Origin of the sequence: Micromonospora sp. NPDC048868 (assembly GCF_043198195.1) — a bacterium.
GTDB lineage: Bacteria > Actinomycetota > Actinomycetes > Mycobacteriales > Micromonosporaceae > Micromonospora > Micromonospora reichwaldensis.
This window is the reverse complement of the sequence record NZ_JBICUN010000012.1, coordinates 176,477-188,756: the sequence shown is the minus strand read 5'-3', so window position 1 is coordinate 188,756 and position 12,280 is coordinate 176,477. Positions and strand designations below refer to the sequence as shown.

Here is a 12,280-nt window from a genome sequence, read left to right as displayed (position 1 = left end):
CGGTTGAGTTCACTCATGGTATCGGTCGTCCGGGTTGAACGACATGAATGAAATGCGGTCACGCGCTCGCGGCGGCCAGGTGACAACCGCAGCGGCACGGGTAAGCGGGGGGCCGAGCTGGAAAGGGGTCGAGCATGCAGCTGTCCTTCCTGCGCCCGCTCTACGACCGGCCGGGGCCGTGGGTCTCGGTGTACCTGGACGCGTCCGCCAACGTCGAGGACGCCCACGCGGCGCTCGATCTGCGCTGGCGCGGCCTGCGTGACCAACTTCAACAGCAGCGCGCCGACGTGGACACCATCGACGCCGTCGAACGCGTCGTGCGGGGCCACGATCCGATGCCCGGCGGCTACGGGCTGGCGGTCTTCGGCGCCCGGGGCCGGGTGGTGCTGTCGGAGTACCTCTCCGCCCCGCCGCTGCGGGACCTCGCCGCGTACACCTCGTTGCCGCACGTGATGCCCATGCTGGCGCAACGCGGCGAGCAGGTGGCCTGGGTGCGCGTGCTGGCCGACCGGACCGGCGCCGACGCCATGGCGATCAGCGCCGGCGGCGTGCCGCGCCGGGCCCACGTGAGCGGCCGGGAGGACTTCCAGCTGCGCCGGGTGCAGCCCGGCGGCTGGTCGCAGTCGCACCACCAGCGGGCCGCCATGGAGGCCTGGCACCACAACGCGGGCGACGTCACCGCCGCCACGGTGGAGCTGGCCGAGAAGGTCGGCGCGGAGGTCGTGGTGGTCGCCGGCGACGTGCGCGCCACCGGCGTGATCGCCGCCCAGATGCCGGAACGCTGGCAGGACCTGATGGTGCGCACCGACGCCGGGTCCCGGGGCGGCGGCGCCGACCAGAGCCTGCTCGACGACCTCACCGTGCAGACCATCGCCGAGGTGGCCGACCAGCGGATCACCGCCGTGCTGGACCGGTTCGGCATGCAGGAGGACGTCGGCGCCGGGCTGGACGCCGTGGTGTCCGCCCTGCAACGCAACCAGGTCGAGACGATGCTCATCGTCGACGACCCGTCCGCCACCGGGGAACTCTGGATCGGGCCGGACCCGACCGAGATCGCCACCGACCCGGGGCAGCTCGCCGCCATGTCCGTACGCGACCCGGAGAAGGTCCGCGCCGACGCCGCCCTCGTGCGCGCGCTGGTCGGCACCGACGCCGAGCTGACCGTGCTGGGCCCGGACGAGGCGCCGGAGCTGACCGACGGCGTCGGCGCGGTGCTGCGCTACGTCGACACCGGCACGCCGGGGCGTGGCGATGGCTGAGCGTACGGTGGCCGACCTGGTGGTCGAGCGACTGCGCGCCTGGCGGGTGCCCCGCGTCTTCGGCTACCCCGGGGAGGCCATCGCCCCGGTGCTCGAGGCGCTGGACGCCTCGGGCGGTGACCCGGCGTTCGTGCCGGCCCGCCACGAGGAGACCGCCTCCTACATGGCCACCGGGCACGCCAAGTTCACCGGCGGGATCGGCGTCTGCCTGGCCACCCAGGGGCCCAGCGCCGTCCAGCTTCTCAACGGCCTCTACGACGCCAAGCTGGACAGCAAGCCGGTGGTGGCGATCGTCGGCGAGGACGTCTCCGGCCCGCTCGGCGGCGCCCACCAGGAGATCGGGCTGAGCCGGCTGTTCGCCGACGTGTGCAACCAGTTCGTCCGTTACGGCCGGGTCCCCGACGGGGTGCCGGCCCTGCTCGACCAGGCGTTCCGCACCGCCGCCGCCACCCGCAGCCCGGTGTGCGTGGTGCTGCCGCGGCAGTTGCAGGAGGCCACCGTGCCCGACCTGCAGTCTTACGCGGCCGGGGTGCTCTCGGCGACGCCGGGCGAGCCGCTGGCCCGGGTCCTGCCGCACGACGCCGACCTGGACGCGGCCGCCCAACTGCTCGCCAACGGCCAGCGGAGCGCGATCCTGGTCGGCCAGGGCGGCCGGGGCGCGGCCGGAGAGATCGTCGCCCTCGCCGACCGGCTCGGCGCCGGGGTGGCGACCTCGCTGCTGGGCAAGCCGGTGCTCGACGAGCGGCTGCCCTTCCACGCCGGCGTGCTCGGCGAGGTCGGCACCCCGGCCGCCGCCGAGCTGATGGGCGGCTGCGACACGCTGCTGCTCATCGGCACGAACGATCCGTGGACGGACTACTTCCCGATGCCGGGGCAGGCCCGCACGGTGCAGATCGACATCGACGGCCGCCGGATCGGCACCCGCTACCCGGTGGACGTGCCGCTCGTGGGCGACGCCCAGGAGACGCTGCGGGCGTTGCTGGCCCGGGTGCCCGACCGGCCGAACGCCCGGTGGCGGGAGACCGTCGAGGGCTCGGTCGACCGGTGGCGGGCCGAGCGGGCCGACCGCGCCACCGCCCCCGCCGAGCCGGTGAACCCGCAGCTCGTGCTGCACGAACTCTCCACCCGGGTCCCGCCGCGCGGGGCGGTGGCGGTGGACGTCGGATCGGTCATGTACTGGTACGCCCGGCACCTGGAGCTGCCGCCGGGCGTCAACGCGCAGCTCTGCGGCACGCTCGGCACGGTGGGCTGTGCCCTGCCGTACGCCGTGGCGGCCAAGCTCGCCGCCCCGGACCAGCCGGTGCTCGCCCTGCTCGGCGACGGCGCGATGCAGCTCAACGGGCTGGCCGAGCTGATCACCGTGGCACACCACTGGCGGGAGTGGCGTGATCCCCGCCTGGTGGTGCTGGTGCTGAACAACCGGGACCTGTCCGGCATGGGCGGTGGCCGTACGCCGACCGACCCGACGCGCCGCCTGCCCGACGTGCCGTACGCCGGCTGGGCGCGGCTGCTCGGCCTGCACGGGGTGCGGGTCGACCGGCCCGAGCTGGTGGGGGCGGCCTGGGACGAGGCGCTGGCGGCCGACCGGCCCTGCGTACTGGAGGCGGTGGTCGACCCGGCGGTGCGGCTGGCGCCGCCCGAGCCCGCGTTCGCGGACCTGCGCGAGGTGTTCGCCGAGGGCGACGCCGCCCGGCGGGTACGCGACCGGATGCTCGCCGCCGGGGTGGCGGTGGAGGTCGACGACCTCGTTTAACGCTCTGGTCGAGGGGCACTGAGGACGGGCAGTACGACGCTGGAGGTCACCTTGTCAGAGTCCCCGGACCGCCGGTACGGCCCCGCGCCCCTGCCGCAGCCCCGTGGGCCGGTGTCGGCGGCGCTGCTGGACGCGCTGCGGCGGGCGCCGCACGACCTCCCGGCGGGGCTCGGCGCCGGGCTCGCCCCCGCCGACGCCCTCACCGACGAGGACCTCCAGCTCACCCTCTTCTGCTGCTACGAGCTGCACTACCGGGGCTGGCAGGGCATCGACGAGGACTGGGAGTGGCAGCCGTCCCTGCTCGCGCTGCGCGCGTACGCCGAACGGCACTTCGAGGCGGCGGTGCGCGCGCTGGTGGGACCCCTGCCGGCGGCGCTGCCCGGCGGCGTGCCGGCGGCCCTGGCCGACGTGGTCGCCGCCGACGACGGGCCGTCGCTCGCCGGGCACCTGCAACGCCGGGCGTCGCTGGCCCAGTTCCGGGAGTTCGTCACGCACCGCTCGATCTACCACCTGCGCGAGGCCGACCCGCACAGCTGGGCCCTGCCGCGCCTCGGCGGGCCGGCGAAGGCCGCCCTGGTGGAGATCCAGATGGACGAGTACGGCAACGGGCGGCTGGACCGGATGCACGCCGAGCTGTTCCGGGTCACCCTGGCCGAGCTGGGGCTGGACACCGGCTACGCCGCCCACCTGGACGCCGTGCCGGCGGTCACCCTGGCCACCAACAACCTCATGTCGCTGTTCGGGCTGCACCGGCGGCTGCGCGGGGCGCTGCTGGGGCACCTCGCCGCGTACGAGATGACCTCCTCGCTGCCGAACCGCCGGTACGGCAACGGGCTGCGCCGCCTGGGCCTGGGCGAGGCGGCCACGCGCTTCTACGACGAGCACGTCGAGGCCGACGCGGTGCACGAGCAGATCGCCGCGTACGACCTGTGCGGCGGGCTGGTCCGGGTGGAGCCGGCGCTCGCCCCGGACGTCCTCTTCGGCGCCGCCGCCGCGCTGGCGGTGGACCGGCTCTTCGCCGCGCACCTGCTGGACGCCTGGGCCGCCGGCCGCACCTCCCTGCGCGCCACCGCCGCCCCGATCCGCATCGACCTGCGCGACCGCCCGCGCCCCGGCGGCCGACCCGCCGCCGTAGCCTGACCCACCCGGCTTCACCCCACCCCACCCCGCCCGGCAGGGCAGGGCGGGTCAGGGGGTTTCGCGGGTGGGGGCGGCGCGGAAGTTGACGGCCTTGTGGGTGCCGTCGCAGAACGGCTTGAGCGCCGACTTCCCGCAGCGGCACAGGGCCACCGTGCCCCGCCGCGCGTCGATGGTCTCCCCGTCGGGGGTGACCAGGGCGAAGTCGCCCCGGACCAGCAGCGGCCCGTCCTGGTAGGGGGTGATGGTGGCCGCCGCGGGAGTGTCGTCGTCGGTGCGCATGGGCGCTGAAGTGCCCCTTGCTCCGGCACTGAAACCCCTGCTCACCGGCGTGCCGTCGCGGTGCGTGACCGGCGTCGTCACCCGGTTCGGCGGTTCGGCGGTCACCCGCCCGGGATCTTCTGATTGCTCCCGCCCGGTGGGGGATGCCCCGTTTGAACCCCATCGGGACGGGAAGCCGGGCCGCGTGGTGAGCGAACGAGGCAAGGTGGAGCCGGGGCACAAGGTGCGCAAGGGGCTCACGGCCGAGGGTGCCGGGCTGGCGGGCGACCGGGTGGTGGCCGCCGGCAGCGCCGCGCGGGTCCTGGTGGCCGCCACCGCCCGGGCGCTGCGCGGCACCGACTGCGCCGACCTCGGACACCCGGGACACCCGGGGCCGCTGTCGCGGTTCGTCGGCGCGCCCGAACCGGTGCGGCGGGCGGCGGTGATCCGGGCGGCCGGCCGGGTGGCGCTCACCCCCGGCCAGACCGCCGAGGTCGACGCGGGTCGGGTCGCCCGCTGGTTCGCCGAGCAGTACCCGCGCCGCCGCTACCCGGGCGTCCTGATCGGCTCCCCGCACGGCGCGGCCGCGCACCTGGCGATGGCGCTCGGCGTGCCCTGGCTGCCGGCCGGGTTCGAGATGACCGTGCACTGGGCGCAGGGCGCCGTCGACCGGCCGCAGGCCGCCCTGGACCACGGTGCCGCGCTCACCGCCCGTCTCCTCGGCGGCAACGCCGACCTGCACGTCCGCCAGGTGCACTGCCCCGCGAGCCGGGGCGCGCTGGCCGGCGCCACGGTGTCGCTGGCGGCCCGGTGGCGGTCCCTGCCGGCCGCGTACGCGCGGTTCCTGGCCGACCGGCTGGAGCCCGGCGCCCCGGTGCTGCTGCTGCGCGACGCCCGCACCTGGCCGGTCTTCGACTCCGCCCCGGGGCACAGCTTCCAGGTCGGCTGCCCGGGCAGCGGCCTCGACCCGGTCGACTTCCACCCGGACAGCCACGCCCTGCGCCAGGTGCTCCGCTCGGCCGGCGGGGACGGCGCGCACTGGGAGCCGCCGGAGGTGGCCTCGCCGCCCGAGCCGGCGGAACACGGCGTGGAGTCCGGTTTCGAGGCCGGCGTCCAGGAGTGGACCGGCGGGCACGGGCATCCGCTGCACCGGGTCCTCGTGCCGCGGCCGGAGGCGCTCAGCGCCGCGACCGCCGACCTGTACCGGCGCTGGCTGCGCGCCGCCGGCAAGACCGGCGACCGGCTGGTGGTGGAGTGCGGCCGGCTGCTCGACCCGTGGCAGGTGGTGCGGGCCGGGATGGTGCCGTACTGGTGCGAGAACGCCACCCGGCGCAGCGTGGAGGCGGCGGAGTGGTGGCTCGCCGGGAGCGAGCCGTTCAGCTCGGTGGACGTGCTGCCCGAGCCGCCCGGACTGCGGTCGCCAGCGCTGGCCGGGCTGCCGCAGTGGTTGGCCGTCGCCGGCTTCGGGCGCCGCCGGCGGGCGCTGGACCGCACCTCGGCGCGCGGCTACCCGGTCACCTCGGTGCCCACGCGCCGGGCGACGGAGGTGCTGCGGGCGCAGCCGTACGACCTGCCGACGCCGCCGCCGATGACCGTCCCCGAGGCCCTCGCGGCGCTGCGCGACGGCGGCTCCTACCAGGGGTTACTCGTCTGTTGAGTCGGCCCTTTCGAAACATCCTCGCGAACCCCGGGTCCCGTGATTGAGTACCTACGGAGCGGGAACACCGCTGGCTGCGACGGCCTGATCACGCCGTCCGGCGTGGCGCCGTCGCCCGCTGACATCCCAGTCATGTGACCCATTTTCCGGCCCGGGCGTGGTGCGACCACGCGCGCGCACGACCGGTTTCCTGAATCCGGGCGGGGGACCTTCCTGAGGGAGGCGCGGATGTTCGGACAGACCACCACGACCACACCACCTCCGACCGATCGGGGCCTGGAGGACCTCGACGCGGCCGCACTGGCGTACGCGGCGCGGATCGAGGGGCTACCGCCCGAACGACGCCACGAGGCACGTGACGACCTCGTCCGGTTCGCCCTGCCGTTCGCGGGCCGGCTGGCCCGCCGCTACCGGGGGCGGGGCGAGCCGTTGGAGGACCTGGAGCAGGTCGCCCGGCTCGGCCTGGTCAACGCCGTCGACCGGTACGACCCGGAGCGGGGCTCCTTCACCGCGTACGCGGCCATCACCATCGTCGGCGAGATCAAGCGGCACTTCCGCGACCGCACCTGGGGCGTGCACGTGCCGCGCCGGCTGCGCGACCTGATCCTGGAGGTCGGGCAGGCCACCTCCGCGCTGACCAGCGAGCTGTCCCGGGCCCCGACGGTCGCCGAGCTGGCGGAACGGCTGGAGACCCCGCAGGAGGAGATCCTGGCCGCGCTGGAGTCGGCCGCCGGCTACAGCCCGGCCTCGCTGAACGCCCCCGTCGGCGGGGAGAGCTCGGCGGAGTTCGGCGACCTGGTCGGCGAGTCCGACAACGCGCTGGAGTCCGTCGACGACCGGGTGACGGTGAGCGGGCTGCTGCACCGGCTGCCCTGGCGGGAGCGGCGCATCCTGGCCATGCGCTTCTACGGCAACCAGACCCAGGCGGAGATCGCCGCCCGCTTCGGCATCTCCCAGATGCACGTCTCCCGGCTGCTGTCGCGGGCGCTGACCTGGCTGCGCCAGGCGATGCTGGCCGACGCCCCGCCGCCGTGGCAGAACGGGACCGCCGAGTCGGCCGAGCCGGCGAAGACCAGGATCTCGGTGCGGCACAACGGCGACCGGGTGGTCGTGGAGGTCGGCGGGGAGGTCGACCGGGACGGCGCGGACCAGCTCCGCCGGGCGATGCTGGAGGCGGTGACCGGGCAGCCCGCCGAGGTGGTGGTCGACCTGGTGGGCGCCGGTGGCTTCGACGCCGGCGGCATCGCCGCGCTGATGGCGGGCCGCGAGGCCGCCGCCCGCACCGGGGTACCGCTGCGGCTGACCCGCGTCCAGCCGGCCGTGCGCCGCTCGCTCACGGCGGCGGGCCTGGCGGCGGCCCGCGAGGGCTGAGACCACGTACGCGGAAGGGCCGGCACCCCCCGGGGTGCCGGCCCTCTCTCTCGCGTAACGCCCGCTCAGCGCTCGGGCGTGTCGCCAGGCCCGCGCGGATGCCGCCAGCGCTCCCTGGCCGGCGGCTCCCGGTCGGCGCCGGGGCGGGTCTCCTCCGGCTCCTCGGTCTGCTCGAAGCTGGGCCGACGGATCTCGTCCGGCTCGGGGACGTCCACGGGCCGGGCCCCGGACTGCGCCGCGGGCTGGTACGCGGCGGCCTCCCGCGCGCCGTGCGCCCCCTCGGCGGCCGGCGCCTCGGGCACGTGCCTCTCGCGGTGCAGCTCGTCGCGGAGTTCCTGCGGCGGCTTGGTGCTGCGCTGGGGCAGGTCCCGACCGAGGTCGGCGACGAGCGGGCCGTACTTGGCGTCGAAGGCGGGCCGCTCCGAGCGGATGCGGGGCATCCGGTCGAAGTTGCGCAGCGGCGGCGGGCAGGTGGTGGCCCACTCCAGCGAGTTGCCGAAGCCCCACGGGTCGTCGACGTTCACCATCGCCCCGTAGCGCCAGGACTTCCAGGCGTTCCAGATGAAGAAGAGCGTGGACGCGCCGAGCACGAACGCGGAGATGCTGGAGAAGGTGTTCAGGGCGGTGAACCCGTCGCTGGGCAGGTAGTCGGCGTACCGGCGGGGCATGCCCTCGTTGCCCAGCCAGTGCTGGACGAGGAAGGTGCCGTGGAAGCCGAGGAACATGGTCCAGAAGTGGGCCTTGCCGAGCCGCTCGTCGAGCAGCCGCCCGGTCATCTTCGGCCACCAGAAGTAGAAGCCGCCGAAGAGCGCGAAGACCACGGTGCCGAACAGCACGTAGTGGAAGTGCCCGACGACGAAGTACGTGTCGTGGGTGTGCCAGTCCGCCGGCGGGCTGGCCAGCAGCACCCCGGTGAGGCCGCCGAAGAGGAACGTGACCAGGAAGCCGATCGCGAAGAGCATCGGCGTCTCGAAGGTGATCTGCCCCTTCCACATGGTGCCGATCCAGTTGAAGAACTTCACCCCGGTGGGCACCGCGATCAGGTAGCTCAGGATGCTGAAGAACGGCAGCAGCACCTGGCCGGTGGCGAACATGTGGTGGGCCCACACGGTCATCGACAGCACGGTGATCGCGATGGTGGCCAGCACGAGGCCGGTGTATCCGAAGATCGGCTTGCGGGAGAAGACCGGGATGATCTCGGTGATGATGCCGAAGAACGGGATCGCGATGATGTAGACCTCGGGATGGCCGAAGAACCAGAACAGGTGCTGGTAGAGCATCGGGCCGGCGGTCCCCGGGTCGTACACGTGGGCGTTGAGCAGCCGGTCCGCCGCGAGCGCCAGCAGCGCGGCGGCGAGCAGCGGGAACACCAGGATCACCAGCACGCTGGTGAAGAGCATGTTCCAGGTGAAGATCGGCATCCGGAACATGGTCATGCCGGGCGCGCGCAGGGTGAGGATCGTGGTGATCAGGTTGACGGCGCCGAGGATGGTGCCCAGCCCCGAGATCACCAGGCCGATCACCCACATGTTGGCGCCGACGCCGGGGGAGTGCTCCTGGCTGCTCAGCGGCGAGTACGCGGTCCAGCCGAAGTCGGCGGAGCCGCCCGGGGTGAGGAAGCCCCCGAGCACCATCAGGCCGCCGAACAGGTAGAGCCAGTACGCGAGGGCGTTGAGCCGGGGGAACGACACGTCGGGGGCGCCGATCTGGATCGGCACGATGTAGTTGGCGAACCCGAACGCCGCGGGGGTGGCGAACAGCAGCAGCATGACCGCGCCGTGCGAGGTGAAGAGCTGGTTGTACTGCTCGGCGGAGAGGAACTGCAAGTTGGGCCGGGCCAGTTCGGCGCGCATCAGCATCGCCTGGATCCCGGCGACCAGGAAGAAGCCGAACGAGGTCAGCAGGTAGAGCAGGCCGATCTGCTTGTGGTCGGTGGTGGCCAGGAAACGGGTCAGTTTGCCGCCGGGAAGCGCCTTGCGCAGTGGCCCGGGGTAGCCACCGAAGCGTGCCGGCGCCAGGATCGCCGGTCCCCGGTCGCGTGGTTCCGTGGTTACCCGCTTGGGCATGTGACTCTCACCCCGCCAGACGACAGATAGGACGGCGCGGCTACCCGCCCCTCATCCCATGAAACCAGGCGACAGGGGTTATTCAGGCGAGAGTGGTAAATTCTGTCAATTCGCGGGCAGTATGGCCCAGACGACCTTTCCGTCGCCGGCCGGCGCGCTGCCCCACCGCTGGGCCGTCTCGCGCACGAGCATCAGCCCTCGGCCGCCCTCGGCCCGCAGGTCGCCGGCGCCGACCCGGACCGAGGTCCGGCTGCCGTCCGCGACGGCCAGGTGCAGGTACGGCCGGCGCAGGGTCAGCGTCACCTGCATCGGCGTGCCGGCGTGCCGGACCACGTTGCCGACCAGCTCGCTGAGCACCAGCGACGCCGGCCCGACGGCCTCCGGCAGGTTCCAGCGGGCGCACGCGTCGGTGACCAGCTCCCGCGCCCGCCGGCAGGCCTCGGCCACCGGTTCGAGCCGGGCGCGCAGCCGGGGCGCCGCCGCCGCGTTCGCCACCCGGGTCGCCTCGTCGCAGTCGCGCCGCACGGGCACCACCCGGCAGGCGGTCGACTGGGCCAGCCAGGTCGCCGCCTCGGGCGGCGGGGCGCACAGCACGACGGGCACCGCCGGCCAGTCGGCCGCCCGACGGGCGGTCGCGGCGAAGACCGAGAGGGCGAGCCGGTCACGGACGGTGACGTCGGTGAGGTCGACCACGAGGGCGTCGGGCTGGCTGGCGAGGCAGTCGTCCAGCACGTCCCGCACCGTGCGCATGGTGTCGACGCCGAGGTCGCCATGGAGGCGTACGACGGTCACTGGCGACTCGTCGTGCACCTCGCAGGTGATCCGGCTCGGCATCGTGCCCTCGTTTCGCATCGTCGGGGATCTGCGAACTACCCGACCACGCGGAGGGTCAAACCGGACCGGCCTGGGCGCCGCCGCCCCGGCCGGTCACGATGCGTCACCGGCGGGTCCGGTCCCGCGTGGTCAGGATGCCGAGCGCGATCATGCCCAGGCCCAGGAACAGGTGCAGCCAGTTGTCGGCGTTGTTGACCGGGATGAAGTTGGCCGCGCTGTCGTGGTCGATCACCAGGCCGTAGAGCCAGAGCACCAGGTAGATCGCGCCGCCGCCGACCAGGAACGTCCGCGCGCCCGTGACGGTGCGGGCCAGCAGCAGCCCGGCCACCCCGAAGAGCAGGTGGACGATGTTGTGCAGCACCGAGACCTGGAACAGGCCGAGCAGCTTGGATTCGGAGTCGTGCCCGGCGAAGCGCAGGTCGCCGAAGTTGCTGGTGATGCCCGGCACGAAGCCGAGCACGCCGACCAGGAGGAAGACCACCGCCACGGCGGTGGCGGCCCGCCGGACGGGAGCCCTGCCGTCGGCCGGGTTGTGCCGGGCGCGGGAGCGCGCCATGGGACCGGTCACCGCCGTCTCCTCACTGTGCGAGAACGCTGAGTGGATCGCGCCTTCCCGCTGCTCCAGCCGTCAAACCCCGCCCCCCCCGGGGGAGCGCCCCGACCCGCGCGCTCCGGCACGCGACCGGGGCCGGCCCACCGTGACGGCGGGCCGGCCCCGGGGTGCGGATCGCCGGTCAGGCCGGTTGCAGGCGCGGTGCCGCGGCGAGCTGGCGGACCCGCTCGTAGAGGCCCACGTACTTCTCGGCCATCACCGCGGGGGTGAAGCGGACGGCGGCCTCGCGCCGGCACTCGTCCGGATCCAGCAGGCCGGCGGCCAGCAGCAGGTCGCCCAGCTCCTCCTCGTCGGTGGTGAGCAGGCCGGTGCGGCCGTGCTCGATCAGCTCGGGCAGGCAGCCCCGGGCGGTGGCCACCACCGGCGTGCCCAGGGCCAGCGACTCGACCACCGCCGTGCCGCCCGGCTCCTCCCAGCGCAGCGGGAACAGCGAGGCCCGGGCGCCGGCCAGCAGGTCGTCGCGTTCCTGCCCGGCCACGGTGCCCACCCAGCGGACCAGGTCACCGTCGACGTGCGGCGCCACCTCGTCGTAGAAGAACCGGACGTCCGGGTTCTGCCGGGCCTCGTCCCCGGCGGCGGCCAGGTCCTCCGGCCGGTGGTACGGGCCGACCGGCCCGGCGAGCACCAGCGGCACCCCCACCCGCCGGGCGAGGCGCGCGCCCACGTCCTGGCCCTTGCCCGGGTTGATCCGGCCCAGGATGATCAGGTAGTCGCCCTTCTCCGCCCGGGGCCGACGGTCCGCGTCGACGGCGAGCGGGGTGGACAGGTGCACGTGGCCCACCGAGTGCTCCCGCAACGCCCGGGGCGCGCGGGCCAGCTGCGAGGCGGAGACCCCGTTGACCCGGACCCGGTCGCCGCCGTCGACGTTGCCGTAGAGCTCCGGGTGCTTGGCCAGGTCCCAGTGCAGCGTGTGCAGGGCCGGCGGGGCGTCCGGGCCCATCGCGGCGAGCGTCGCCAGGCCGACCGCCTCCACGTGGTCGTGCACCAGGTCGATGTCGTCGCGCGAGTGCAACGCGCGCACCACCCCGTTCAGGTGCGCCTGCGAGATGCCGCAGACCTGGTTGTACGGCCGTTGCAGGGCGTGGAACTGCCCGTCGGGGAAGACGGAGAACTTCTCGTCGACCGGCAGCGTGCTGCTGTCGACCGACGCGAGCACCACCCGTACGCCGAGGCGGCGCAGCTCCGGCACCAGCGTCGCGATCACGTTCTCGATGCCGCCGTAGCCGGGCGGCGGCACGGACAGCCACGGACCGGCGTTCATCAGGACGGTGAGGCTCATGCGGGATTCCTTCCCTCGGCGGGGGCCTGGGCCGTCCGTGCCCGGTCGTT

At 74.4% G+C, this 12,280-nt stretch carries 10 protein-coding genes; 5 read left to right on the top strand and 5 right to left on the bottom strand.

The genetic code is table 11. From position 1 onward, the window contains the following. Positions 1 to 134 precede the first annotated feature (134 nt). Genes ACGFNF_RS20210 through ACGFNF_RS20200 form a run of 3 tightly spaced genes read left to right on the top strand, consistent with a single transcriptional unit; the run spans position 135 to position 4,152 of the window. Positions 135 to 1,259 (top strand): Vms1/Ankzf1 family peptidyl-tRNA hydrolase, encoded by a 1,125-nt coding sequence (locus ACGFNF_RS20210; RefSeq protein WP_393169755.1) that lies wholly within the window; start codon positions 135 to 137, stop codon positions 1,257 to 1,259. Beyond that, positions 1,252 to 3,012, top strand: a complete 1,761-nt coding sequence (locus ACGFNF_RS20205; protein ID WP_393169753.1) for a thiamine pyrophosphate-binding protein — start codon at positions 1,252 to 1,254, stop codon at positions 3,010 to 3,012. The genes ACGFNF_RS20210 and ACGFNF_RS20205 overlap by 8 nt, the downstream gene beginning before the upstream one ends. Before the next feature lie 51 nt (positions 3,013 to 3,063). After that, on the top strand, positions 3,064 to 4,152 hold the full coding sequence (locus tag ACGFNF_RS20200; protein WP_393169751.1) for an iron-containing redox enzyme family protein: 1,089 nt from the start codon (positions 3,064 to 3,066) through the stop codon (positions 4,150 to 4,152). A 48-nt stretch (positions 4,153 to 4,200) separates the two neighbouring features. Here the strand turns inward: ACGFNF_RS20200 and ACGFNF_RS20195 are convergent, their stop codons facing one another. Beyond that, the gene (locus ACGFNF_RS20195; RefSeq protein WP_311410258.1) at positions 4,201 to 4,431 is read right to left on the bottom strand and encodes a CDGSH iron-sulfur domain-containing protein; all 231 of its coding nucleotides are present in this window, start codon (positions 4,429 to 4,431) and stop codon (positions 4,201 to 4,203) included. Between the two features lie 223 nt (positions 4,432 to 4,654). Between ACGFNF_RS20195 and ACGFNF_RS20190 the strand changes: the two genes are divergently transcribed. Then, positions 4,655 to 6,067 (top strand): hypothetical protein, encoded by a 1,413-nt coding sequence (locus ACGFNF_RS20190; RefSeq protein WP_393169817.1) that lies wholly within the window; start codon positions 4,655 to 4,657, stop codon positions 6,065 to 6,067. Between the two features lie 228 nt (positions 6,068 to 6,295). Then, positions 6,296 to 7,438, top strand: coding sequence for a SigB/SigF/SigG family RNA polymerase sigma factor (locus ACGFNF_RS20185; protein ID WP_393169749.1), 1,143 nt, complete (start codon positions 6,296 to 6,298; stop codon positions 7,436 to 7,438). A gap of 65 nt (positions 7,439 to 7,503) precedes the next feature. Here the strand turns inward: ACGFNF_RS20185 and ctaD are convergent, their stop codons facing one another. The 4 genes from ctaD to ACGFNF_RS20165 all read right to left on the bottom strand — a co-directional run bounded on the left by ctaD (position 7,504) and on the right by ACGFNF_RS20165 (position 12,230). Further along, positions 7,504 to 9,504 carry a cytochrome c oxidase subunit I gene (gene ctaD / locus ACGFNF_RS20180; RefSeq protein ID WP_393169747.1) on the bottom strand — a complete coding sequence of 667 codons (2,001 nt, stop codon included), beginning with the start codon at positions 9,502 to 9,504 and terminating at the stop codon, positions 7,504 to 7,506. A 105-nt stretch (positions 9,505 to 9,609) separates the two neighbouring features. Beyond that, on the bottom strand, positions 9,610 to 10,338 hold the full coding sequence (locus ACGFNF_RS20175; RefSeq protein ID WP_393169745.1) for an ATP-binding protein: 729 nt from the start codon (positions 10,336 to 10,338) through the stop codon (positions 9,610 to 9,612). 103 nt (positions 10,339 to 10,441) lie between these two features. Then, on the bottom strand, positions 10,442 to 10,894 hold the full coding sequence (locus ACGFNF_RS20170) for a DUF4383 domain-containing protein (RefSeq protein ID WP_393169815.1): 453 nt from the start codon (positions 10,892 to 10,894) through the stop codon (positions 10,442 to 10,444). A gap of 178 nt (positions 10,895 to 11,072) precedes the next feature. Continuing rightward, positions 11,073 to 12,230: a glycosyltransferase gene (locus tag ACGFNF_RS20165; RefSeq protein WP_393169743.1), complete on the bottom strand. Its 1,158-nt coding sequence runs from the start codon at positions 12,228 to 12,230 to the stop codon at positions 11,073 to 11,075. Positions 12,231 to 12,280: the final 50 nt, after the last annotated feature.

Bases quoted from the DNA above. Each gene is read 5' to 3' on its own strand.
- ACGFNF_RS20210 (WP_393169755.1), top strand. From the start codon at position 135: ATGCAGCTGTCCTTCCTGCGCCCGCTCTACGACCGGCCGGGGCCGTGG.
- ACGFNF_RS20205 (WP_393169753.1), top strand. From the start codon at position 1,252: ATGGCTGAGCGTACGGTGGCCGACCTGGTGGTCGAGCGACTGCGCGCC.
- ACGFNF_RS20195 (WP_311410258.1), bottom strand. From the start codon at position 4,431: ATGCGCACCGACGACGACACTCCCGCGGCGGCCACCATCACCCCCTAC.
- ACGFNF_RS20185 (WP_393169749.1), top strand. From the start codon at position 6,296: ATGTTCGGACAGACCACCACGACCACACCACCTCCGACCGATCGGGGC.
- ctaD (WP_393169747.1), bottom strand. From the start codon at position 9,504: ATGCCCAAGCGGGTAACCACGGAACCACGCGACCGGGGACCGGCGATC.
- ACGFNF_RS20175 (WP_393169745.1), bottom strand. From the start codon at position 10,338: ATGCCGAGCCGGATCACCTGCGAGGTGCACGACGAGTCGCCAGTGACC.
- ACGFNF_RS20170 (WP_393169815.1), bottom strand. From the start codon at position 10,894: ATGGCGCGCTCCCGCGCCCGGCACAACCCGGCCGACGGCAGGGCTCCC.
- ACGFNF_RS20165 (WP_393169743.1), bottom strand. From the start codon at position 12,230: ATGAGCCTCACCGTCCTGATGAACGCCGGTCCGTGGCTGTCCGTGCCG.